The organism is Niabella agricola (assembly GCF_021538615.1).
Taxonomy (GTDB): Bacteria; Bacteroidota; Bacteroidia; order Chitinophagales; family Chitinophagaceae; genus Niabella; species Niabella agricola.
In genome coordinates this window covers 893,270-918,036 of the sequence record NZ_JAJHIZ010000002.1, presented here as the reverse complement: position 1 = coordinate 918,036, position 24,767 = coordinate 893,270, and the positions used below count along the sequence as shown (strand labels likewise).

The window sequence follows — 24,767 nt, the reverse complement described above, 5'->3', positions numbered from 1 at the left end:
GAAATTTGAAAATTTGGAAATGGGGACGGAACAAAGAGGCATTTCCGGTTATTGATCCCGGAAGCTGGTGTGGTACCGTTCATTTTATTTTCAAATCTTCAAATCTCAAATTTTCAAATTAAATAATGGATACAATAACATATTTTAAAGATCGTTTTGAAAAGTTGCAGGAACAACAGCTGGATTCCCGGCTAAAATCCCTGCGGGATGATGCGTTTAGCACGTTTGAAAAAGCAGGTATTCCTACCGTAAAACACGAGGAATGGAAATATACAAGAATCAGTGACTTTTTCAGCAAAGATTATCATTTTACAACAGATCTTCAGGAGCAGCAGTTCCGGGCCGCTGAACTGCAGCCCTTCCTGTTGCCGGGGCATGAAAATGCAAATGTTATCGTTTTTGTGAACGGGCATTATCATGCAGAACATTCTGTTTTACGATCGGAAGAGCTGGAAGTCATTTCCCTCGAAACCGCTGCGCACAATCAATATGCCCCTGTTGTGGAAAAACATCTGGGGCACAGTGCCGATTATCATAAGGATGGTATTAATGCCCTCAATACGGCCTTTATCCAGGAAGGCGTGTTCATCCACATACAGAAAGGGAAAACGGTAAATCACCCGGTTTATATTTATAATGTAACGGATGCCCGTTCCGGGAACATCTTTGCCCAGCCAAGGGCCCTGGTGCATGTAGGTGAAAATGCACAGGTTGAAATCCTGGAAACTTTTGCAACGATCGGTTCCGACGAAAGCTTTACCAACCAGGTTTTTGAAATTGCCGTGGAAGAAAATGCCGTGCTTCACCTGTATAAAATACAGAACGATGCCGCTAATTCTACCATCGTAAGTACCACACATGTGCACCAGGTAGGTAAAAGCGTGGCCAATGTGGTAACCATTTCCTTAAGCGGAGGCCTGGTACGCAATAACCTGAACATGGTGATGTCTGCCCCCTATTGCGAAGCCAATCTTTCCGGTTTATACCTGCAAAGCGGGCATACCCATGTAGATAATCATACTGTAGTAGATAACCGGCAACCCAACTGTCTCAGTAACGAATTGTACAAGGGCATTATGAACGGACATGCTACGGGTGTATTCAACGGAAAGATCTTTGTACGTCAGATCGCGCAGAAAACAAACGCCTACCAGACCAATAAAAATATTTTACTTTCCGGGAATGCCACGGTAAATACGAAACCGCAGCTGGAGATCTTTGCAGATGATGTAAAATGCTCCCATGGTTGTACCGTAGGCCGCCTGGATGAAGAAGCCTTGTTTTATCTGAAGGCACGCGGCATCTCAGAAGCCACTGCACGCTCGCTGTTATTGCACGGGTTTGCACTGGATGTGCTGGAAAAAATCGGCTCTGAGGATGTACGCCAATTTGTGAACAAGCTGGTGACCGCTAGCCTGAACCTGGATTAATGCTGTCCAAAGCGCCAGGATAACAGCAGCGGTACTGCTTAAAAGATCCCGAGTCCATTAAAAATACAGTGATGAGCAATGAAAGCATAACCGTGGCCCCCGCAGTAAACAACGTATTGGATATTGAAGCGATCCGCAGTGATTTTCCCATCCTCAACCGGTTGGTTAAAGGGTACCCGCTGATATATCTTGACAATGCAGCTACATCCCAGAAGCCGGCAGCCGTCATCGATGCACTGGTATACTATTACACGCAGCTGAATGCAAATGTGCACCGGGGTATTCATACACTGGCGGAAGAGGCTACTGCGGCTTTTGAAGCTACCCGCGATGCCATCCGGCAGTTTGTCAACGCAGCGCACCGGGAAGAAATCATTTATACAAAAGGAACCACGGAAGGGATTAACCTGGTAGCCTACACCTGGGGCAGACAAAACCTGCAGAAAGGCGATGAAGTGATCATATCCGGGATGGAGCATCACTCGAATATTGTTCCCTGGCAAATTGTGTGTGAAGAAAAGAATGCAGTGCTGAAAGTGATCCCGGTAAATGATAAGGGAGAGCTGGAGATGGAGGTGTATGAACAACTGCTTTCTGACCGGACCAAGCTGGTTTCGGTAGTGCATGTTTCCAACGCGATGGGTACCATCAACCCGGTAAAAACGATCATTGACAAAGCACACGCCAAAGGGGCGCTGGTGTTGATCGATGGCGCTCAATCCTCCATGCACCTGGATATTGACGTACAGGCACTGGATTGCGACTTTTTTGCTTTGTCCGCCCATAAAATGTTTGGCCCTACCGGTGCGGGTGCCTTATATGGTAAAAAGCATATTCTCGAAGCAATGCCCGTATTCAATGGTGGCGGTGAAATGATCAAAGAAGTGACCTTTGAAAAAACGAGCTATAACGAGCTCCCTTATAAATTTGAAGCGGGCACTCCGAATATTGCAGATTTTGTAGCCTTTAAACCGGCTATTGAATACATCAATGCGCTGGGCAAAGCAAACATCCGTAAGCATGAAGATGCGCTGCTCTCCTATGCCACTCAAAGAATAAAAGAACTGGATGGCGTTCATATTATCGGTGAAGCCAAAGAAAAGGCAAGCGTCCTTTCCTTTGTGATCGATGGCGTGCATCCGCAGGATGTTGGAATCCTGCTGGATAATAAAGGGATTGCCGTACGCACAGGGCACCATTGCGCCGAGCCGCTGATGAACCGTTTTTGTATACCTGGTACCATCCGCGCTTCTTTTGCGGTTTATAATACCCTGGAAGAAGTGGATAAACTGGCGGAGGCATTAAAAAAGGCGATTGGTTTGTTGAGATGATACAGCCTCCGGAGTGCAGCAAGAATAAGCGGGCAACTGATGTAGGAATTGAACCCTGTACATCTATTCAGGTACACAGCCCGGAAAATGAACGGATAAATAATAAGTATGATGGCAGCGAACAAAAGTATACAGGAAATAGAAGCAGAAATTGTGGATGAATTTTCGCTCTTCGATTCCTGGGACGATAAATATGAATACATCATCGACCTGGGGAAAAAATTACAGCCGCTGGATGAGGCATTCAAAAAGGACGAAAATAAAGTTAAAGGTTGTCAGTCTACAGTATGGCTGGTGGCTGATTACCAGGATGGCAACGTGATTTATAAAGCTGAAAGTGATGCCGTGATTGTAAAGGGATTGATCAGCATGCTGATCCGGGTACTCTCGAATCACACTCCAGATGAAATCCTCAATGCGGATATGGATTTCATCAATAAGATTGGTATGACGAGTCACCTGGCGCAAACCCGGTCTAATGGCTTAAGAGCCATGGTAAAACAGATGAAGCATTATGCACTGGCATATAAAAGTTTGAAGTTTGGCGTTTAAGGTTTAACGATCAATTTCAGACTTGGAGCCTCAAACAAAATAACATGGAACCCGATACAATTGAAGAAAAGGTCATAAAAGAGCTGCAAACGGTTTTTGACCCCGAGTTGCCGGTTAATATTTTTGAACTTGGGCTGATTTATAAAGTGGAAGTTCTCGATAACAATTATGTAAAGATCCTGATGACACTTACGGCCCCCTCCTGTCCTGCGGCCCAGTCGTTGCCGGTTGAAGTAGATCAAAAGATCCGGGCTATAGAAGGAGTAAGCGATGTGGAGGTTACCATCACCTGGGATCCGCCATGGAATAAAAGTATGATGAGTGAAGCTGCTCAGCTGGAGTTAGGATTTTTATGAAACAGTATTTAAAACAGGAACAAAAAATCCGGGAAAAATCAATAGAATGAAAATTACCGCACAGGAAGAATATGGGTTAAGGATTCTGATCCGCCTGGCATCCTGCAAGGATGAAGAAGGATTGAGTATTCCTCAGCTCAGTGAAGCCGAGGGTCTGACCACCCATTATGTTGCAAAATTCGCCCGTACCCTGCGTATGGCCAACCTTATACGCAGCACACCTGGCAATAAAGGCGGTTATATCCTCGCCCGGCCGGCAAATGAAATCATCATCAAAGATGTACTGGAGGCCCTTGGGGGTGTACTTTTCGATACCAGTTTTTGTGGCGCCCATAAAGGCAATATGCGTTTTTGCACCAATTCAGTAGACTGCTCGGCCCGGTCGTTGTGGCAAATACTTCAGTTAACGATTGATAAATTATTGGTGCAGATCAGTTTAGCAGATCTCATCGGGAAGGAAGAAGAATCCGCAGTCAAGTTCAATGGCTTGGTCCGTCAGAACCCCGTTCTTTAGCATCTTCGGAAAAGATCGTCACATTTTTTAAAAAAATATTTGTATTAAATTAATAATCATAATATTGCGAAGAAATTTTTTTTCATTAAAATCGGTTACCTTTTTTAAAAACAGGTATTAATATCAAATTATAATTTTAATATTAAAAAACAAACAATGAAAAAATTATTTGCAATTGCTCTGATCGCGGTTTCTTTCGCAGCTTGTAACAGTTCTGAAACTAAAACAGAAGAAACTCCTGCTGTTGATACAGCTACAGTTGTAACTCCTGCTCCTACTCCTGCTCCGGATACTACTTCAGTAGCTCCTGCTGGTCAAGATTCAGCTGCTAAAGCTCCTGCTGCTGATTCTACTAAAAAATAATTAAGTAGTTATTTAGATATCCTTTTATAAAGGTTATTGAATGCCGTTCCGATCTTATCGGAACGGTTTTTTTTGCTACCCCGTTTTGCCCGGCAGTCTTTTGCGGGGCCCGGCAACTTCTTACTGGATAGCAGGGATCCTTTGGCAGCCCCGAACCACCACACATAAAAAAGCGGGGATGCCTGCACATCCCCGCCTTCAGTCATTAATTATTTCCCTGTTATTTCATGCTCTTGTAAAGCGTATCATATTTTTTCTCCAGGGCGCTGTATTTTGCTTTATTGGCACCTGTTGCATCCTGTCCAATAAAGAAATAGTACTGGGCCAGGTTTCCGGCAATAACCCGGTACTGGCGTTTCTGTACATTATCAGGCTGTGCAACCTTGCCCAGCATATCAGCTGCTTTTTCAAAATTTTCGGCTGCTTGTGCGTATTCTGCAACATAGGCCTTCTTTGCGTCGGCAAATTTTTGCTTGTCAGCAGCAGTTGCTTTTGCACCTTTGCTGTCCATTACTTTTTCAGCATTCCGCATTTCCTCTTCCTGTGCACTGGCCTTGTTCATAAAATGGTCGCCCATTAATAAGATCGGCTGTAACTCAGAAGGATTGACGGCGGCTGCCTTCTTTAAAGCTGTCAGCATCTTTGTTTCCAGTTCTGCTGCATTTGCCGGTTTTGCTTCACCTTCTTTTGCACGGTTTAATTTCTCAAAAATGGCTTCTCCCAATGCCAGGTTAGCCTTGTAATCATCCGGTGTACCTGTAACGATTTTTTCGAGGTTGGCTACCTTCTCTTCAAAGCTATTGCTGCCCCCTATTGCAAAATCCAGTTTATTGTAATTAAAGAATTCGCTTTGGGGATACAGCTCTTTGCCCAGTTTCCGGTATTTTTCAAAATTGGCATCATCGTTTTTACCAGCATAATATCGTACCAGGCTTTGATAAACCTGCTCGTAATTCGGACCGGTAATTTTGAGATCTGCCAGGCGGGTATTGTACTTTACGGCATCTTCCATATGCTTATTCGTTTCGGCCAGTACGCCGGCATAATACACGGCATTGGTATCAATCGGGCCGGGAAGATTGATCTTTTTTGCAATCAGCAGATCCGACAGATCTACCACATTTTTAAACTTATTGTAGGCCGACTCGTAGTTTTTAGCGTTGATATCCGCTACACCGCTATTAAAATAGGATGCATAGAGCTGGTAGGGAGCGTTTTTATACGCATCCAGGTCTTTCATGGAAGGATCCAGCTCCTTATATTTATTGAATGCCTCAAGTCCGGCTTCCCTGTTCTTGTCGGCATCCGCCGCTTTGGCACTGTCTAACGCATCAAAAGCAAGAATATAAGACTTGATGATGTACCCTTCCGGTTTTGAAAAGAACTTTTCGTTGGCCGACTCTTTATCATAGAGTTTGCGTGCTTCTGTTATATTGTTTGTTAACAAAGCACCTTTGATCGGATCGTATTTTTGTGCATACACTGCCGACCCTGCCAGCAGTATAGACGCAAAAAGCGTAATTTTCTTCTTCATATTCTTTTTAAGTTTTTAAGTTCTAAATTGTTCAAGGCTTTAACAACACGGACGCCCGTCATAAACGGCAATTTTCGTTCCGAACTTATAACGCAAAACCGTTAATTTTCTGATGTTTCTTCTTCACTATTTTTTTCTTCGCCCGAATCTTCACCGGAAGTTACATCATTTTCTCCGGTTGACGTTTCAGATGCGGCTTCCGTTGCGTCTGTTGCTGTTTCGCTTTCTTCGGCTATTTCCTGCTCATCCACCTGGCTGATGGCGGCGATTTCGTCATCCTCTTCCAGGCGAATCAGCTTTACACCCTGTGTGGCGCGTCCCAGTTCACTGATATCCTTGACCCGCATCCGGATGGTAATTCCGCTCTTACAGGTAATTAACAGGTCCTGTGTTTCATCCACATCCAGCAACCCCACAAGCGATCCTGTTTTTTCGGTTACACTGATCGTTTTAACGCCCTTTCCGCCCCGGTTGGTAAACCGGTATTCATCGATCTTCGTCCGCTTTCCATATCCCTTCTCGCTCACAACCAGTACCGATTTGGAAGTTTCGGCAGACAGGCAGATCATGCCGATCACTTCATCATTTTCATCATCCACTTCAATTCCGCCAACGCCGATGGCTCCACGTCCGGTTGGGCGCACTTTATCCTCCGAAAAACGGATGGCCCGGCCGCTTTTAACCGCCATCATGATCTCCGAATGGCCATCGGTTAAACGCGCTTCCAGCAAACGGTCGCCCTCGTTAATCGTAATGGCGTTTACACCGGTCTGACGCGGGCGGCTGAAGTCTTCCAGCGCAGTTTTTTTAATAATCCCTTTCTTGGTGCACAAAACGATATTATGGCTGTTGACGAATGCTTCGTTTTTCAGATCCTGCACATCAATGATGGCACGGATTTTATCATCCGGAGGTAACTGCATCAGGTTCTGGATCGCTCTTCCCTTACCGGTTTTTTCGCCTTCGGGGATCTCATATACATTCAGCCAGTAACATCTTCCCTTTTCCGTAAAAAACAATAAGGTATGGTGGGTAGACGCCACAAACAGGTGCTCAATAAAATCCTCATCTCTTGTTTTACCGCCCATAACGCCTCTTCCGCCTCTGCGCTGTGCGCGGAATTCATCTACCGGCGTACGTTTGATATAACCAAGGTGAGAGATCGTAATCACCACGTCTTCTTCTTTGATAAGGTCTTTTATAGAAACCTCATCATTCAGGTAGGTAATCTCTGTTTTACGGGCATCGCCGAATTTCTCTTTGATTTCCAGCAATTCGGCTGTGATAATATCATACCGCATTCCCTCATTTGCCAGCACCTCTCTCAAATGCGTGATCAGTTTCATCAGTTCGTCGAACTCCTCCTTGATCTTCTCGCGCTCCATTCCGGTAAGCCGCTGCAAGCGCAGTTCGAGGATCGCCTTAGCCTGGATTTCATCCAGTCCCCAGCCGGCATTGATCAGGTTGTCCTTTGCCACTTCAGGCGTGGGTGAATTACGGATCAACCGGATCACTTCATCCAGGTGATCCAGGGCGATCAGGTAGCCCTGTAAAATATGTGCCCGCTTCTCCGCTTCTTTCAATTCAAATTTTGTACGGCGCACCACTACTTCATGCCTGAAGGCAACAAATTCACTGATCAGGTCTTTCAGATTCAGGATCTTCGGACGTCCCTGTGTAATGGCTACGTTATTGATACCGTAGGATGTCTGCAGATCCGTATTCTTATACAACTGGTTAATAACCACGTTGGCGATGGCATCCCGTTTTAAATCGATCACAATACGGGTACCCTCTTTTTTATTCGATTCGTTGTTTACGTGCGCGATACCATCGATGATTTTGTTGTTCACCAGGTCGCCGATACGGCTGGTAAGCGCATCCCGGTTTACCTGGTACGGTACTTCGGAGATCACGATCTGTTCCCTTCCGCTGGGTTTGGTATCTACCCGTACCCTTCCTCTTAGCACCACGCGTCCGCGACCGGTATGCATTCCGGCCCGGATGCCTTCAATACCATAAATGATCCCTCCCGTAGGGAAATCGGGCGCCTTTACGTGTAACATGAGCTCTTCTACAGTGATCTCCCTGTTGTTGATATACGCCACGCATCCGTCTATTACCTCGGAAAGGTTATGCGGCATTACATTCGTAGCCATACCCACGGCAATACCACTGGATCCGTTCACCAGCAGCTGTGGGATACGGGTAGGCAGTACCACAGGTTCTTCCCTGGAATCATCATAGTTGGGCTGAAAGTCGACCGTTTCTTTTTCAATATCCAGCAGGGTATGCTCTGCAATACTTTCCAGCTTTACCTCCGTATAACGCATGGCCGCTGGTCCGTCACCATCCTGCGTACCAAAGTTTCCCTGACCGTTCACCATGGTGTAACGCATGCTCCAGTCCTGTGCCATACGCACCATGGCGTCATATACCGAACTGTCTCCATGTGGGTGGTATTTACCCAACACCTCACCCACTACCAACGCCGATTTCCGGTGCGGGCGGTTCGATCTCAGGTTCAGCTCATTCATCGCATACAGAATGCGGCGGTGCACCGGTTTTAAACCATCCCGTACATCGGGCAGGGCACGACCAACAATCACCGACATCGAATAATCGATGTAGGCGGTTTTCATCTGCTCTTCAATATTTACGGGGATGATGCGATTGCTATCTTGTGTTGACTGCGGATCTAAATTTTCTTCCATCTAATATATTCTAAATCATTCTGAATACTGCAAAATGCACGATATGCAAATTTAACTTTTCCGGACCGTATTTATGCGTCGGAAGGCTTGTTTTTTAGCGGGAATTATCCACTTTTTACGCCCTTTTTCAGTGCTTCCGGGGTTTGACATGCAGGGACACTGCAGATGGACAGCGGAACGCAAAAAAGCTGCCCTTTGGAGCAGCTTTTACAAAATTTACCGGTTCTTTATTTCAGTCCGAATGCTTTTTTGACCTTGGGTACATAATCGAGTTTTTCCCAGGTAAACAGCTCTACTTTCTTGGTTACTTTTTTACCATCGGGCGCTATAAATACCTTTTCCACTACGGCGTTTTCCCGTCCCATATGCCCGTATGCCGCTGTTTCACTATAAATCGGGTTGCGGAGTTTCAGTCGCTGCTCAATAAAGTAAGGGCGCATATCGAAGAGCTGGGCCACTATCTGACTGATCTGACCATCGGTCAGATCCACTTTAGCCGTACCATAGGTATTTACATTAATACTCGTAGGCTGGGCCACACCGATGGCATAGGAAACCTGTACCAGTACTTCATCGCAGAGACCGGCAGCAACCAGGTTCTTGGCAATATGACGCGTAGCGTATGCCGCGGAACGGTCTACCTTGCTGGGATCCTTGCCGCTGAATGCACCACCACCATGGGCGCCTTTACCACCATAGGTATCTACAATGATCTTTCTTCCGGTAAGACCGGTATCGCCATGAGGGCCGCCGATCACGAAATTACCGGTTGGGTTGATGTGGTACTTGATCTTATTATTGAACAGGTGCTTGTATTGCGGATATTTTTTGATCACACGGGGAATCAGGATCTCCTTCATGTCCTTACTGATCTTCTCCTGCATTTTGGCTTCTTTGTCAAAATCATCATGCTGGGTCGAGATCACAATGGCTTCGATACGAATGGGCTTATTGTTATCATCATATTCCAGGGTTACCTGGCTCTTGGAATCCGGGCGCAGGTACTGGATCTTTTTATTTTCACGGCGCAGTGCTGCCAGCTCGATCAATAAGGTATGCGCCAGGTCCAATGCCAGGGGCATATAGTTGGCTGTTTCATTGGTTGCATAACCAAACATCATTCCCTGGTCGCCGGCGCCTTGATCTTCTTTTTTCTTACGCTCTACGCCCTGGTTGATGTCTGAAGATTGCTCATGAATGGCGGATAACACGCCGCAGGAGCGGGCTTCAAACATGTATTCACTTTTTGTATAGCCGATCCGGCTTACCACGCTGCGGGCAATTTCCTGTACATCCAGGTATGCTTTTGACTTCACTTCTCCGGCTAAAACCACCTGCCCGGTAGTTACCAGTGTTTCACAGGCCACTTTCGACTGCGGGTCAAAGGCTAAAAAGTTATCAATCAGCGCATCCGAAATCTGGTCGGCTACTTTATCCGGGTGTCCTTCAGAAACACTTTCAGAAGTAAATAAATACGGCATAAACGATGGGTTATTAAAAAATAATTAAAAATTTACGGGTGCAAATATAGCACCCGTTGTTATTTAAATGAAATAATATCAGCTAAGGATCACAGCTTTGAGTAAACGATCCGCAATTTCATCTTTTGGGTAGGATGTTGTCCGCCGCCAATGCGCACCCTTCCCACTCCCGGGATAGCAGATGTAGCCGCGGCCGGAGGAATTACGAATTTCACAGCCCCCAGGTCGGCGCTGATGCCGGGATCTCCCAGTGACAGGCGGCTGTAAGCAGGTGCATAAAGACGCATTGTATAGAGTGGCACAGCCCCCGTCAGCAGTCTTTGTACATACGGGGTAAGATTAAAGCGCCATTGTTTTATACTGTTATTGCTTAATGGATCTTTTTTGTAATAGTAGGTTTGTCCCTGTGTTCGCGCACTGAAGAAGGCATCGTATCCAGATAAGCCCCCCGAGCTGTTGATCTGGAATGCATAGGGCAACAGCTTATATTTGGAAGCGGTTGAATCATATACATCCAGGAACATATTACCAGGTGCATTGAATACGGTGTCGGACGCATCATAAATGGATTCCATTTGTAATTCCGCCAAATGAATGATGGACTTGGGGAAGGTCTTCAATCCGGGGATTTTCAAATTGGCATAAGAGCCCGGTGTGTTCTGGATATACAGGATATTATCCTGGATATCATCCGAGGTAGCCGAAATGATCTGGGTTCCGTTGTAATCGCGGCCGATATAGTTTGCCGCGGCGGATTGATTGGCAAGATTCAGCACGGCAACGGCCGTGTCGATATCTCCCGGCGCATCGGTCTTTTCAAAACGGTAGTAAACGGAAACGCGGGTATTGGTATCTGCCAACACAAATCCAAGCAAAGCATTACCACCATTAACAGATTGCAATGCAAATCCATTGAACTTGGTCTTGAACACAGAATCTGAAGAATAAGCATCATTGGCACCTGTAGAGTCATAATCCAGCAAACGCTGACCAAAAGCCTGATTCAATCGTATGCGCAACTGGTTGGCAATCTTTATGGTATCCTTCACACGAATGTCCGTAGTAGAATCTTTTAACTTGAACGGCACAATGCTTGCATTTCCCAATACCCCTGCAGTGGTTAACCAGCTGTTGTCGCGCACGGAATAGGCTACGTTCGTATCCCGGGTATTATACAAATGAAACTGTGTTGCCTGATTGATCTCCGATACCTGTATGGTTTGCGCCAGTGCCGTATCTCCATAGGTACCGGCATAACGCAGGCTCAGCACAATGGAATCGATATAGCGTTTTCCCGGAGCACCTGCCAGTGTTTTCTTGCCGTTTGCAGGAAGCAGTTGGAAGTACATCCGGGCATCTGTTTTACCAAATACGGGATCATTGCTGATCACACCCAGGAACTGCCGGTCGCTCCAAAGGGTTTTGAAGCTGTCGTTTTCGGCAGTAAACAGTTTATTAAAGCTTTCCACCTCCAATGTGGTATCAAACGTATGGATATTATCCACCTCCGGAATCAATCCTTGTCCCAGTTCGGTAGCCAGGTTTATTTTGCTGCAGGAAACAATCAGTCCGGTAGCCAGGATGAAAAGACCGAGTGCAAAAAAATGCCTTTTTTTCACAAAAAATATTGAATTTAATAAGCGTAAAAGATTCATCAGCTCGCAAGATCGTGATACAGTTGTAAATACTCTGTTAAATCAGAGTCTTCTTTAAACGGCAGGGTCTTTTTCCCACGCACTTTTGAAAACTCCGCTACCAGCTTTTTATCTACATCTGCCGAGCCAAAGCTGATCGCATCCGAAAAGGTGGCTCCTCCCCGCATCAGGGCCACATTGGTTCCATCCTTGTATACATCCAGGTCTTTTTCTTTTAAAGATGGGTGGATCAGCGCTTTTTGTATAAACTCCTTTCCCAGTTTTTCTTTAAAGGTGGTTTCACCAATGGTGTATACGATCTTGCTGTGCGCAAATACGGGTTCTTTTTTATAAACGGTTTTCAGGTATGCAGGAATCAGTCCGGTCATCCAGCCGCTGCAATGGATGATATCCGGCGACCAGCCGAATTTCTTTACCGTTTCCAGGGCCCCTTTACAATAAAAAACCGTTCTAAGATCATTGTCCTCAAACCATTGGTCGTTCTCATCATGAAAAAGCGTTTTGCGTTTGAACAGTTCTTCGTTTTCCAGAAAATACACCTGCAGGCGCGCGCTCGGCAAAGAAGCTACCTTTATCTGCAAAGGCATGTCATCATTATCTACCGTAACATTAATCCCCGAAAGCCGAACCACTTCATGCAGCCGGTGCCGGCGCTCATTAATGCTGCCAAAACGCGGCATAATGCACCGTACTTCAAATCCATTGTCGTTGGCTTTTATGGCAAGTTTGTTAACTGTTTCGGAGAATTCTGTCAATTCAAGATAGGGTGACATTTCATTGGCTATAAATAAAATTCTTTTCTTTGCTGACATGTTTTACAAACTTTAAAGGCTGCAAAGGTACATTATTATAGCCAAAATTGGTGCGAATATTCTATTTTGCGTTATGCGTTTATTCAAAAAGAGGCGTGATATTCAGGGTTTTATTACTGATTTACACGATAAAAAGCAGAAAATTGGCTTTGTGCCCACAATGGGCGCCCTGCATGCCGGTCACATCAGCCTGGTACAGGCGGCCCGGCAGCAATCGGATTTTACCGTTTGCAGCATTTTTGTGAACCCTACACAGTTCAATGATCCCAAAGATCTTGAGAAATATCCGCGCACGATTGAAAAAGACCTGAAACTGCTGGAACAACAGGGCTGCGATGCTGTTTTTTACCCGGGTGTGGAAGAAGTTTATCCTTCCGGCACCAGTAGCCCCCCACATTATGATCTTGGCCGCCTGGAATACATCCTGGAAGGGAAATACCGGCCGGGCCATTTCCAGGGTGTGGCCGATGTGGTAAGCCGTCTTTTTTATACGATCGATCCAGATCATGTCTTTTTTGGACAGAAAGACCTCCAGCAATGCAAGGTCATTGAACGGCTGATTGCTATGAACCCTGATTTCAGCCGGATCCGCATGCATACCGTGCCTACGCTGCGCGAGCCGGACGGGCTGGCCATGAGCAGCCGGAACACCCGCCTTAGCCCCGAAGCTCTTAAAAAGGCTCCGGCCATTTATCAGACATTAAACTACCTGAAGCAACAGCTGGCGCCGGGTGATCTTACCACCCTGCTGGAAACTGCCCGGCAGCGGCTGATTACCGGAAGCTTCCGCCCGGATTATATATCGATTGCCCACACGCATACACTGGAAGAATGTACTTATTGGGATGGTCATACACCTGTAACCGGTCTTATTGCGGCATTCCTTGGTCCCGTACGGCTGATCGATAATATGGAGCTTGTTTAGTTTAAGGTTTAACGTTCAAAGTTGAATCCGTTCTATAATCGTGCTTTTCCTAGACGCCAGATATCAGATGTTTGTGCTTAACGCCTGTGAAATATCAACCGGATAAAGAGCACCGAACAGCAGCGGCATCTTCATGTTCACATTTCCAAATTTGCACATGTTCACATTCCCACATCCTCAAATTTTCAGATTCTCAATCTTTTCAAATAATTTTGCGGCCTAAACAAACGAGCAAATGGCAAAAGTTGTATTAAAAAGAGTGAGCGGTGACTATGGTTTTGATACCGTTAACGAGAACGGAACGGTAATAAAACTGGACAGCAACCCGGAAATGGGTGGTACGGAATACGGAGCCCGCCCTATGCAGGTTTTATTAAATGCACTTGCAGGTTGTGCCAGCATTGATGTGATCAGTATCCTGAAAAAACAACGCCAGGAAATAAAAGATTATTCGGTAACGGTGAACGGTGAACGGGAAGCGGGCGTGGAACCTTCCTTGTGGAAAGAAATCGACCTGGTATTTGAAATAACGGGTAATGTGGATGAAGGCAAGGCCCAGCGGGCGGTGGACATCTCCATGAACAAATACTGTTCGGTAGCTGTAACCCTTACAAAGGCAGGAGCAACGATCCGTACAAAAGTAATCGTTCACCCCGGCGCTTAAATTTTCCCATTCACTATTAACTATTCACGACTCCCCGTAATGAGCAACAGAAAATTACATCCTTCTACGATAGCAGTTCGTGCGCAGATGGAACGCAGCGCGCAAATGGAACATTCTGCCCCCCTTTATCTTACCAGCAGTTTTGCATTTAATTCGGCAGAAGACATGCGCGCCGCCTTTGCGGATGAGACCAACGCCAATATTTACAGCCGTTACAGCAATCCCAATGTAGATGAGTTTGCCAACAAGATGGCATTACTCGAAAAAGCCGAAGCCGGTTTTGCGGTAGCGAGCGGTATGGCGGCCGTTTCCATGTCGTTCTTTGGACTGTTAAAAACCGGGGATCACCTGCTTTGCAGCCGCTCGATTTTTGGGGGTACCAATACGGTGGTAACCAAATTCCTGCCGCGTTTTGGCATCGAGTATACCCTGGTTCCTGCCGATGATATTGCATCCTGGGAAGCTGCCATCCGGCCCAATACAAAAATGATCTATCTCGAAACGCCCACTAATCCTCAGCTGGAGCTGATCGACCTGGAAGCGGTAGGTCAGCTGGCCCGGAAGCATGGGATTATTTATAATGTAGACAACTGCTTTGCAACACCGGTACTGCAAACACCGGTTGATTTTGGCGCCGACCTGGTTATCCATTCTGCGACCAAGTGGCTCGACGGACAGGGCCGTGTGTTGGGAGGTGTAATAGTCGGCAAAAAAGAGCTGATCCAGGAAATCTATCTTTTTTGCAGAAATATGGGGCCGGCACTCTCCCCTTTTAATTCCTGGGTGCTTTCCAAAAGCCTGGAAACACTGGATGTGCGCATCCAGCGGCATTCGGAAAACGCCATGGCCGTGGCTAGGTATTTTGAGCATCATCCCAAATTAACATGGGTAAAGTATCCGTTCCTGCCCTCCCACCCTCAATACGAAATCGCCAAAAAGCAAATGAAAGCCGGAGGCGGTATCGTTTGTTTTGAACTGAATGGCGGACTGGAAAGCGGGCGCCGTTTTATGGATGCGCTGGAACTATTATCACTGACACCCAACCTGGGCGATTCCCGAAGTATTGCCTCCCACCCTGCCAGCACCACGCATTCCAAAGTACCACCGGCCGATCAGCTGGCAGTCGGTATTACTCCTGGTCTGATCCGGATCTCTGTAGGACTGGAACACGTGGATGATATTATTTATGATATTGAACAGGCCTTAGAGAAGGCATAGAGAAGTTCCAGTTTTCAGGTTTAATGTTCCAGGCGTGCCCGCCGCGGTGGGTTGGATGACGTTTCAATACCTGATGTAGCGCCGCTATTCCGGAATTTAAACATTGGATCCATATCTGATGATGCTCCACCAATCCCTGTTTCCCTCAAATAAATACAGACTGAAGTTCGTGAAGCAATAACGGCATCTTGATTTTCACATTTTCAAATTCCCACATTCACTCTTACATTTAATATTTTACATTCCCCAAAGGGAGGAACTACATCATCATCTTCACCACCATTTCTGTAAGCAGAGCCTCATCTTCAATTCTGGTTGCATTGATACCGATGCTTCGCAAATTGTACTGGTGCAATAAAAGCAGTATTTTTTCTACTCCTTCATATCCATAAGTGCGGGATGCCTGCGAATAGCTTTTAAAAAAGAAGCCGTTCACCCCAATCTGTCGGGCAATGGCATCTTCAGCACCAGAGGCACCGAAAATCATAAATACTTTGCTGAAAAACGCATAGAGTGACGGTAATACCAACTGGATGGGGGCCGCCTTGGGATTATCACCAAAATAGCGGATCACCCGCATGGCCTTTGCCAGGTCCCGGTTCGCCACTGCTGTTTGCAACTCAAAAATATTAAAGTCCTTACTGATACCTACAAAGTTTTCTACATCCTCTTCCGTAATGGCAGTACGCGTTTTCAGGTTGATCAGGATCTTTTGAATTTCGTTTTCAATGCGCGCCAGGTCATTGCCGATATGATCTACCAGCAACATGGTGGCCTTGGGCGAAATGGTATACTGCAGCCGGGCAACATACGTATTTACCCATTCCGGCAAAGCGCTGTCATATATTTTTTTTGTACTCAGAAACTCAGCACGCTCCTTTACCAGCTTTGCAAATTTTGTACGGGCATCCAGTTTTTTTTCTTTATATGCAACTATAAAGATCGTGGAACTCAACGGCTGGTTCAAATAAGCCTCCAGTTTCTCAATTTCCCGCAGTTGTTGGGCCTCTTTCAGGATCACTACCTGCTTGTCGGAAAACATCGGGTACTTCCGGCAGGCGTTTACGATGTCAGCCCAGGCTGCATCCCGCCCATAAAAAATGGTCAGGTTAAACGAGGCCTCACTTTCCGTTAAAATATGTGTTTCTGCATAATTTACCAGTTGATCGATATAATAATCCTCCTCACCTTCAAGCCAATAAACCGGTTTGTAATTACTTTTCTTCCATTCACCTAGGATTTTTTCCACGCTCATAAACTGCAAGATAGCGTTTTTAACAATTTGTAAATATTATATAAATACGCATATGTTTTTGGTAAAAAAGTCGTTTGGCATAATTTCTGTTTACAATCATAATTAGCATCCGATACATATCCATTTTATAACATATATTTCGGAATCAATTAAATTCATACACTATAAAAAAACGATTAAATTTTGAAGATTATGGCAAATACGAATTACCCTTCCGCTTCTTCACAAACAACAGGTTCTCCTTCCGGTAATCCTAACAGCAATAATACCGGCCGTAACGTACTGATCGGTTTGCTGGTAGCCGCCCTGCTGGGAACCTGGGGTTATATACTATGGAGCAAAAATGCACCCGGTGGCACCGGATCGTCCCAGAGTACAAACACTGAGGTTGCAACCGCGATGTCTGAATCCGATTCATTAAGACAAATGTTTAACCTTGCTGAAATGCGGCTGGATTCGATTACCGGCGCCAACAATGGTTTACAGGGAGAAAAAACTGCACTTCAAAAAGAGATCGAAGACCGTAAGGCCGAGATCAATAAAATATTGAATGATAAAAAGGCCACTGCCGCCGACCTTCAAAGAGCCCGTCACCTGATCGGTGAATTGAACGGCCAGATCGGCCGGCTGGAAGCGCAAGTAGCACAGCTGAAAGGTGAAAACATGGAGCTGACAGCAAAGAACACACATTTAACAGCAGAAAAAGATATCCTGAGCCAGAACCTCGATACCAGAACCAAGGAGAACGATGAACTGGCCAGCACGGTAGATGTGGGCAGCACCTTATCTGCATCCGGAATGTCCATCACTCCTATAAAGGAAAAACGCAATGGCAAGGAAAAAGAAACCAATTTTGCCCGCAAAGTAGATATGCTGCGGATCGCCTTTAATGTGGAGAACAGAATTACCACTTCTGGTCCTGCAGACCTTTATGTAGTCGTTACAGATCCCAAAGGACAGGTGGTTCAGAATGCACAATTATCTTCCGGCTCCATGACTACCCGCCAGGATGGTGACCGCAACTTTACAGCAAAAGTGCCGGTGGAATACGAGCAGGGAACACGCAAAGGTGTAGCATTCCCTATCCGCAACCCTGATGGATTTACACACGGTGATTATAAAATTGAAGTATATCACAACGGATTTAAAATTGGTGAAGGAATCCGTAACCTGAGAAAAGGAATCTTCGGATAAACCTATTATAAACCGATCATGATCATGAAAAGCTGTTCAGTTTCTGAGCAGCTTTTTTCATAGGTCCACCGCAACTGACAACCGCAGCCGCCCGGTAACAAATCACTGTACCTGGTTAAGGTATCCTTACTTTATATCAAATGCAATTTATCACCTCCGGGGTATTTACAGGATGCATAACAGGCCCCATGTTGCCAATGAGGCTATTGTTCTTTAATCCCGGGCCTGCACTTTCTGTTACCCGTGAGGCAATGCTCTATTTATAACGTCGAATGCTGGTGTTCATCAAATACATCATGATCCGTCTTGCAAATAACATACATCGAAAAGTAAGGACTTGATCCACTTCTTAAAGCTGCCGGGGCCCGATCAAACTTATCGGTTTGTAAACGGGAGCATCCAGCAAATCGATTGCCACACCACTGTTTTAAAAACTGTAATAAAAAAATTTGGCTGTATGAAAAATCTTTTTAGTTTTGTAGTCTACAAAATAAGTAGACTAATATCGCACCTGTGCAACCATATTCAATATACAAAGTTTTCACGCGTTCGGAGTACTTCACCTATCCGAACCTGCTGCCGGCTATCTGCCGAATGTGTTGTTGTTGATCCGTTTCTTTTATCCGGAATTTCATTTCCAGGCGCCGCATCCCCAGCATGCCGATGTATCACCACATTCCATCATCATAAAATAGCGTTCCATGAACCATTCTTTGCAAAGCTTTACTTTTAACGGCCGGATTGAGCCGGTTCATCAATCGTATTTAAAGCAGCACGGTGTGCTGCATTTTAAACAATTCATTTCCAGAAGCACTGTTGCCGCTTTCCTGGTTGAGATCCGCAACATTGAACAGTACCTCGTAGCCCGGCACATCACCAAAATAAATGGCATACCACTTAAGTACGGAACCGGTATTGATGGCAGACCAATCATCCAGCGTATTGCTTTTGCTTCCAAGTACAGTCATACATTGCACCGTTTTTTAAACAGTGAAGCGCTGCGTGCGCTTACGGCATTGCTGGCGCCTTACGAAGGGCGCATCGGCGAAAATGAAAAAGACGGTCTTGTGGTAAATCATTATATCAATTCGGGAGACAGCAGCTTTACCCGTCTGGGCTGGCACACCGACAGCCCGAGGGATCTGTTCCTGGGTTCGCGCATAAAACCCATGCTGAACGTGGGATTGCATCTTGACGACTGCCCTTACGAAAACGGCGGGCTAAGAGTATTGCCGGGTACACACAACCAGGGCTTGTGGACGCTCTTCTTTAAAAAGAAATATTTCGTCGATCATACACCCGACAAAAATGAAGCAGGCTTTTCGATCGAAGCAGGCGACCTCACCATTCATGACGGAAGGCTCTGGCACCGGGTACAGCAGTCGCCGTTTACCGGGGAAAAAAGCCGCAGGCGGGTCATGTATATTCCCGTGATTACCGGCAACTATCAGCCTAAAGATGCAACCAGTGCCACCCCCTTCTATCACCAACTGGCCGGCATCAAACGGGGCGGCCTGTTGTTTAAAAGAAAGCAGAAACAGGAGCCGCAACCAGCGCTTCCTTTACTACCCAAACTCAATACCTGATAGCATGATCTGGATCCTTCTTTACATTTTTATACGAAAACGAATTTTAAACCGACGCATCCATAAACCATGTCATACGCATTAATTACCGGAGCGGCCAAAGGTATCGGTCGCGCCATAGCAGAAGCACTGGCCGCAAAAAATTATCAGCTGATCCTCGTAGATCTTGACAAAGCACATTTGGCAAAAACAGTTGATTATTTACGAACGAAATACGAGGTTACGGTTAAGCCTGTTCCGCTCGATCTATCGGATAAGTACGCGGCGGAATATATCTTCCGGCAAACCGAGTTTTATCACCCCCGATTGCAAATTGTGGTCAATAATGCGGGCTATGGTCTGAACGGTGCATTTGAAACGCTTGCACTGGAACAGCAGTTGAATATCATCGATGTGAATATTAAAGCCCAGCTGCGCATCGCACACCTGTTCATCCCCGTGCTAAAAAACATCCCCCATGCCTACCTGTTAAATGTAGGCAGCACCACCAGTTATCAATCGGTTCCCTTCCTTGCAATTTATGCTGCATCAAAGGCTTTTGTGTTATCATTTACGAGAAGCCTGCGCCAGGAATTAAAAGGGACATCGATCTCCGTAAGCTGTTTGAGCCCTGGTAGTACGGATACCGATTTTGTGAACCGGGCGGGTATGGCGGCACACACAAGAAAGATTGCCAACCGTTTTAACATGACGCCGCAAAAAGTGGCCCGTATCGCCCTCAACGGAATGTTTAAGGGAAAGGCGGAGATCATTCCCGGGTTCACCAACCGGCTGAATGCGATACTTCCGAAATTCTTTCCCAAGACGGTCACCGAGCGCATCGCCGCCGGCATTTACCGGCCCCGGCCGGTGCAAGACGCTACACCGCCTTCAGCTCCGATACTAACTCCATCATAAACAGCACCAGAAGGTTGCACAAAAAAAGCAGCACATCAACCCGTGCTGCTTTTCGTTTTCATATCCGTCTCCAGCCGTCAAAAGAATTGCTGCAAAAACAATGCCTTGAATTGCCGGGCAGATTCAGGGAATTATTGCGGCAATAGTACCTGGTCAATACGATGAATGACCCCGTTGATATGGTTGAGGTCGTTGGTGCTGCTGGGCGGTGCACTAAGAATAATATTGGATGCGGTAGCATTGCCTACGCCTTTTGCCGTGGCGGATGCAAGCGTGGCGCCTGAAAAAGTTGCCTTCAGGCTTACCCCCGGATGTGCAGGTACCGAAGCATTGACCAGGGTGGGTACATTTACAGCGTTATCCGCCGGGAAATTCACCGTAAAGTTCCGGTATCCTAAGGGAGGAGTACCTGGTTTTGCCAGCAAATGATAGGCCACCAGTCCCTGTAAAAGCTGGGGCGTGATCACCGCTGCCAGATCCGGCCCGTAACCCGGTACAGAAGCGGGGTTTGATATGAGCGTTACACCATAACCCGCTACCAGTGCGGCCGCCGCAGTACCCGCTGCGGGCCCGGGCATTCCTTTGTCCATTAGGGCCTTGGTAATTTGGCCAACAAGCAGCTGCTCAAATGCGGCATTGGTAGGTATCAATGCAGTAAAATTGGCGCTGGCCGTACTCAAGGCACTTTGAAACTGTCCGGTTGAACTCTCGCCTCCATCGGCCCGTATAACGGCTGCTTTAAAATACGTATAACTTCCTCCCGCATTGGCGGCAATGGTTTGCCAGAGTACTTTATCCGGTGGCAGCAAGGCAACGGCCACTTTATGCATCACGCCGTTTGAGGCCATGATATCCGGCGTTTTAACCGGAACGTTATTTACAAAAACAGCAGTGCCCTGTTTACCTAGAAAAATGGGCATCCGGTATCCCGGAGGCAAATTAGCAGCAGGCGCAGCCAGCACCAACATGCTCTGTAAATACATATCCAGCGCCGGCGCTGTGCTGCTGATACGGCTGCCGGTAAGTTGTGTGCCGCCAATAAGATGATATTTTAGCATCGAGTCCAGCTGGCCGGGGCGGAAAAAATCCAGTGAAGATGCATTCGCCGGCAATCCCAGCAAACTAAAGGAGGTAAGGATGGCGGTGTTGTCCGGAGCAAAAAAAGTCATCTCCCCTGCTGCATTGCCCAGCAAATCGGATAATTTACCCGTGGAGCCGGCAAAGGTGCTTGCTTTTTCTACCGCTGTTTTTAAAATAGAAAATTCCGGTGCATTCAGCTTTTGTAATATGGTTTCGGTGGCAGTAGATTTTTGGGGTGTGAGTGGAACCGCCTCCGGCAGGTCTTTATTGCATGCCTGCAGGAGCAATCCCGCTGCCAACAGCACCCATCCCGTTCTTTTAAAAAATGTATTTGTGAAATGCATATGAGTAGGTTTAATATAAGCAATGTGTTTACTGTAAATTATAGGTAAATGCCAGGTAGTAAAGTCCCCCGATGCTGGGGTTCCCGATGGCATTGATGTAATACTGGTTCAGCAGGTTGTTGGCCCCCAGCTTCAGCTGCGATTTGATGGCGGGCAGCCGGTACATAAGCGCCGCATCCACAATATGTGTGGGGTTGATTCGCCCGGAGGCAAAATCGCCCTCAAAATCGATCTTATCCTGCCAGCGCCAGCTTACGTTAAATCCAAACAGGTCTTTCGGACCAAAACCCGTGTTGCTCAATCCGAGCAAGGTCCTGTATTTAGGCGAATTGAACGATGCCCGGAAATTATCAGGTACATCTTTGATCTCATCGGAAGAAATATTACCGTTCACTGCAAAATTTGACGGCAGTCTCCAGTCGATACTCATCCCCCAGCCAAACGTTCTAACTTTTACATCGGAGTTTACCACCACCGAAATCCCCCGGTATTTGGTGGGATCGCTTTGATCATAGAATTGCACCACATCCCGTCTTCCGATAAAGTTTTCATACTGCCCGGTATATACATAAGCGTCCAACAGTACCTTGTTTTTAATCAGCGCTTTGTAGCCCAGTTCATAACTGGCTACACTTTCCGGTTTAATTTCCTTATACGTTACCGGGATCCTGTTGGCTGGGTTGGCGATAAACTCGGGTGCTGAATACCCCGGATTATTGATCAGGTCATAGGCTTCCCATATCACTTTATTTCCCCCGATCAATGTGCCGCTGCCAACTGTAAGGTCGATCCATTGCTGCTGGGTGCTGGGGAACCGGTAGGCCGTCTGGTACGACAAACGGATATTATGATCTTTTGCCGGCTGGATTACTGCCGTGATCCGGGGTGTAAACTTACCCTTGAAATACTGATTCTTATCGTACCGGCCCGAAGCGGTCAATTTTAAGCGGTCCTTTATGATTTCTTTTCCCACCTGCATGTAGGCGCCCAGCTCATTGATTTTAATGGGACCGTTCACTTCATGGAACAGGGTTTTTTCGCTGTTTAACACAAATTGCCGCCAGTTGCCGCCTACCAGCACATCCACCACATGATTGAGCAGGGATGAAAAATTATATTGTCCTTCGGCTACGTACAGATCCGATTTGTCTAAGAACAAGCCCCCGTTTTTGTAAATGGGTTTTAAGCGCACAGAATCCCACATTCTTTTGAATTCTGCAGACCCGGCTTCCGGCCGGCCTGCATCTGCCACCGCGCGGGCCTGGTTATGCGCATCCAGGTCGCCCATGCCGGCCATTTTTGCATTCAGGTAGGCAAAGCCATATTCCTGGTACCATTGGGTGCTGGGCTTCCACAGTTCGTTAAACTGGCGCGCGGTAGCGGTAAGATTGTGTGATTCCCCGGCGTTTTCCTGCGTGGTGTATGCCCGGGCAAACCAGTTGTCGGACCGCAGTTCAAACTTGTATTGTGCAATTTTCAGATCTTTCAGCGAATACCGGTCGCTACCGGTATAAATGGTATTCCCCGTTCCAAACTGTCCCATCAGAATCGCCTCAACTCTTGGCGTGATCTTATAATGCAGCGCTCCCGCCAACTTATAGTTGACGGTATTGGGGTCGGCCAGTTCGTCTTCTGTATATCCGGTTCTTGAAACGGGAATATTACCTGGCAATTGGCTGATATAGGATTGCCAGAACGGCACCTGGGCTCCAATGGCATTCAGCACCAGCGCTCTTAAATTAATGGTGGTTTCATCACCATATACATTCACTCCATCATAGTTGGGATCCGTATCCCGCGTGCCGTCTTTGATCATTCCGTTGGTACCCACGCGCCCATAGTTCCGGTAATCCCGCGCCAGCCAGTCCTTTGCATGTATATATTCAGAAGTAATCTTATATGCAAATTTCTCGGATACCTTCTGGGCCCACCTCAGCGAGAAATTATAGTACGGCGATGCGCCTCTCCATTTGTTATCCAGGTTCATCACCCCGGTCTTTGCCTGGAACGAAAGCCCGGTATAATTAAAGGGGTTTTTGCTGTTTACGAGCAGCGTACCGTTCATACCTCCCGAGCCGTACAACGCGGAGGAGGCGCCGGGCAGCAACTCCATACTTTCCACGTCCAGCTCACCTAGGCCTACCACGCTTCCTACGGAAAAGTTAAGGGCAGGCGCCTGGTTATCGATCCCGTCTACCTGCTGGTTGAAACGGGTATTACCGCTCCCGCCAAATCCCCTGGTGGTGGGTGATGTGAAGGTGAGGGATGCGTTTACCACGTCTACTCCTTTCAATTTTGAAATAATGTCATAGTAACTGGCTGCAGGGGTATTTCTGATCGCGGCTGCACTGACCCGTTCTACTGTAACAGGTGATTCAATCAGGCGCTCGGCCGTACGGCTGGCCGAAACCACTACTTCCTGCCCGAGGGCCGTACCTAATACCATGGAAACGGTTACCGGTTCATAGGAGCTCACCGTTAGCTCCTGTGTGGCATATCCAACGGAACTGACAATGATTTTAACCGGCAGCGAGGATACACGGATGGAAAAGTTGCCGGCTGTACTGGTGTAGGTCCCCGAAACACTCCCGGAAACAATCACGGAAGCCGCATTGATTCCTTCCCCTGTTTCGCTGTTTTTAACAGTACCGGTAATGGTTCCGGGCTGGGCAAGCGCTATGGAATGATAGAGGCAGAACAGGCATAAAAAGGCAAATAGGCGAATCGCAGGTCTCATAAATTAAATGGTTTTGTGATTATTTTGAATGTTAAAATAACACTTGTTAGTCGTAATTAAAAATTTAATTTTGAGGCAAAGGAAGTTCTCAGGAATTTTTTCAGGCCCAGAAGCCGTTCATATTC

At 46.6% G+C, this 24,767-nt stretch carries 20 protein-coding genes; 12 read left to right on the top strand and 8 right to left on the bottom strand.

What is annotated here, in order from left to right; all coding sequences use genetic code 11:
• The first annotated feature begins 125 nt into the window (after positions 1-125).
• The 6 genes from sufD (at position 126) to LL912_RS04165 (ending at position 4,546) form a co-directional block, all read left to right on the top strand.
• Positions 126-1,430, top strand: a complete 1,305-nt coding sequence (gene sufD, locus LL912_RS04190) for a Fe-S cluster assembly protein SufD (RefSeq protein WP_235552303.1) — start codon at positions 126-128, stop codon at positions 1,428-1,430.
• A gap of 71 nt (positions 1,431-1,501) precedes the next feature.
• Positions 1,502-2,761 (top strand): cysteine desulfurase, encoded by a 1,260-nt coding sequence (locus tag LL912_RS04185; RefSeq protein ID WP_319941311.1) that lies wholly within the window; start codon positions 1,502-1,504, stop codon positions 2,759-2,761.
• Between the two features lie 108 nt (positions 2,762-2,869).
• A complete protein-coding gene (locus LL912_RS04180; RefSeq protein ID WP_235552302.1) occupies positions 2,870-3,313 on the top strand; it encodes a SufE family protein in 444 nt (147 codons plus the stop codon).
• Between the two features lie 44 nt (positions 3,314-3,357).
• Positions 3,358-3,669, top strand: a complete 312-nt coding sequence (locus LL912_RS04175; protein ID WP_235552301.1) for an SUF system Fe-S cluster assembly protein — start codon at positions 3,358-3,360, stop codon at positions 3,667-3,669.
• A 46-nt stretch (positions 3,670-3,715) separates the two neighbouring features.
• Positions 3,716-4,183 (top strand): RrF2 family transcriptional regulator, encoded by a 468-nt coding sequence (locus LL912_RS04170; protein ID WP_235552300.1) that lies wholly within the window; start codon positions 3,716-3,718, stop codon positions 4,181-4,183.
• A gap of 156 nt (positions 4,184-4,339) precedes the next feature.
• A complete protein-coding gene (locus tag LL912_RS04165; protein WP_235552299.1) occupies positions 4,340-4,546 on the top strand; it encodes a hypothetical protein in 207 nt (68 codons plus the stop codon).
• A 220-nt stretch (positions 4,547-4,766) separates the two neighbouring features.
• On the opposite strand, the gene LL912_RS04160 is transcribed toward LL912_RS04165, so the two are convergent.
• The 5 genes from LL912_RS04160 to LL912_RS04140 all read right to left on the bottom strand — a co-directional run bounded on the left by LL912_RS04160 (position 4,767) and on the right by LL912_RS04140 (position 12,742).
• Positions 4,767-6,080: a hypothetical protein gene (locus tag LL912_RS04160; protein WP_235552298.1), complete on the bottom strand. Its 1,314-nt coding sequence runs from the start codon at positions 6,078-6,080 to the stop codon at positions 4,767-4,769.
• A gap of 101 nt (positions 6,081-6,181) precedes the next feature.
• Complete coding sequence (gene gyrA, locus LL912_RS04155; protein ID WP_235552297.1) at positions 6,182-8,794, bottom strand: DNA gyrase subunit A; 2,613 nt, start codon at positions 8,792-8,794, stop codon at positions 6,182-6,184.
• A 227-nt stretch (positions 8,795-9,021) separates the two neighbouring features.
• Positions 9,022-10,275 carry a methionine adenosyltransferase gene (metK, locus tag LL912_RS04150; protein ID WP_235552296.1) on the bottom strand — a complete coding sequence of 418 codons (1,254 nt, stop codon included), beginning with the start codon at positions 10,273-10,275 and terminating at the stop codon, positions 9,022-9,024.
• Between the two features lie 89 nt (positions 10,276-10,364).
• Positions 10,365-11,894: a DUF4270 family protein gene (locus tag LL912_RS04145; RefSeq protein WP_235552295.1), complete on the bottom strand. Its 1,530-nt coding sequence runs from the start codon at positions 11,892-11,894 to the stop codon at positions 10,365-10,367.
• Positions 11,895-11,929: 35 nt separating this feature from the next.
• Entirely contained in the window at positions 11,930-12,742 is an 813-nt protein-coding gene (locus LL912_RS04140; RefSeq protein WP_235552294.1) for a glycogen/starch synthase, read from the bottom strand.
• A gap of 73 nt (positions 12,743-12,815) precedes the next feature.
• Between LL912_RS04140 and panC the strand changes: the two genes are divergently transcribed.
• The 3 genes from panC (at position 12,816) to LL912_RS04125 (ending at position 15,549) form a co-directional block, all read left to right on the top strand.
• Positions 12,816-13,667: a pantoate--beta-alanine ligase gene (gene panC / locus LL912_RS04135; protein WP_235552293.1), complete on the top strand. Its 852-nt coding sequence runs from the start codon at positions 12,816-12,818 to the stop codon at positions 13,665-13,667.
• A 235-nt stretch (positions 13,668-13,902) separates the two neighbouring features.
• Complete coding sequence (locus tag LL912_RS04130) at positions 13,903-14,331, top strand: OsmC family protein (RefSeq protein WP_235552292.1); 429 nt, start codon at positions 13,903-13,905, stop codon at positions 14,329-14,331.
• A 39-nt stretch (positions 14,332-14,370) separates the two neighbouring features.
• Positions 14,371-15,549, top strand: a complete 1,179-nt coding sequence (locus LL912_RS04125; RefSeq protein ID WP_235552291.1) for a trans-sulfuration enzyme family protein — start codon at positions 14,371-14,373, stop codon at positions 15,547-15,549.
• 259 nt (positions 15,550-15,808) lie between these two features.
• Here the strand turns inward: LL912_RS04125 and holA are convergent, their stop codons facing one another.
• Entirely contained in the window at positions 15,809-16,804 is a 996-nt protein-coding gene (holA, locus tag LL912_RS04120) for a DNA polymerase III subunit delta (RefSeq protein ID WP_235552290.1), read from the bottom strand.
• A 192-nt stretch (positions 16,805-16,996) separates the two neighbouring features.
• Here holA and LL912_RS04115 point away from each other — a divergent pair, with 192 nt between their 5' ends.
• The 3 genes from LL912_RS04115 to LL912_RS04105 all read left to right on the top strand — a co-directional run bounded on the left by LL912_RS04115 (position 16,997) and on the right by LL912_RS04105 (position 20,481).
• Positions 16,997-17,998: a hypothetical protein gene (locus LL912_RS04115; RefSeq protein WP_235552289.1), complete on the top strand. Its 1,002-nt coding sequence runs from the start codon at positions 16,997-16,999 to the stop codon at positions 17,996-17,998.
• A 701-nt stretch (positions 17,999-18,699) separates the two neighbouring features.
• Positions 18,700-19,584 (top strand): phytanoyl-CoA dioxygenase family protein, encoded by an 885-nt coding sequence (locus LL912_RS04110; RefSeq protein WP_235552288.1) that lies wholly within the window; start codon positions 18,700-18,702, stop codon positions 19,582-19,584.
• Positions 19,585-19,653: 69 nt separating this feature from the next.
• Positions 19,654-20,481, top strand: coding sequence for an SDR family NAD(P)-dependent oxidoreductase (locus tag LL912_RS04105; RefSeq protein ID WP_235552287.1), 828 nt, complete (start codon positions 19,654-19,656; stop codon positions 20,479-20,481).
• A 131-nt stretch (positions 20,482-20,612) separates the two neighbouring features.
• Here the strand turns inward: LL912_RS04105 and LL912_RS04100 are convergent, their stop codons facing one another.
• Together LL912_RS04100 and LL912_RS04095 are read right to left on the bottom strand one after the other, a co-directional pair.
• Complete coding sequence (locus LL912_RS04100; protein WP_235552286.1) at positions 20,613-21,905, bottom strand: fasciclin domain-containing protein; 1,293 nt, start codon at positions 21,903-21,905, stop codon at positions 20,613-20,615.
• 28 nt (positions 21,906-21,933) lie between these two features.
• Positions 21,934-24,642: a TonB-dependent receptor gene (locus LL912_RS04095; RefSeq protein WP_235552285.1), complete on the bottom strand. Its 2,709-nt coding sequence runs from the start codon at positions 24,640-24,642 to the stop codon at positions 21,934-21,936.
• Between the last annotated feature and the right edge of the window lie 125 nt (positions 24,643-24,767).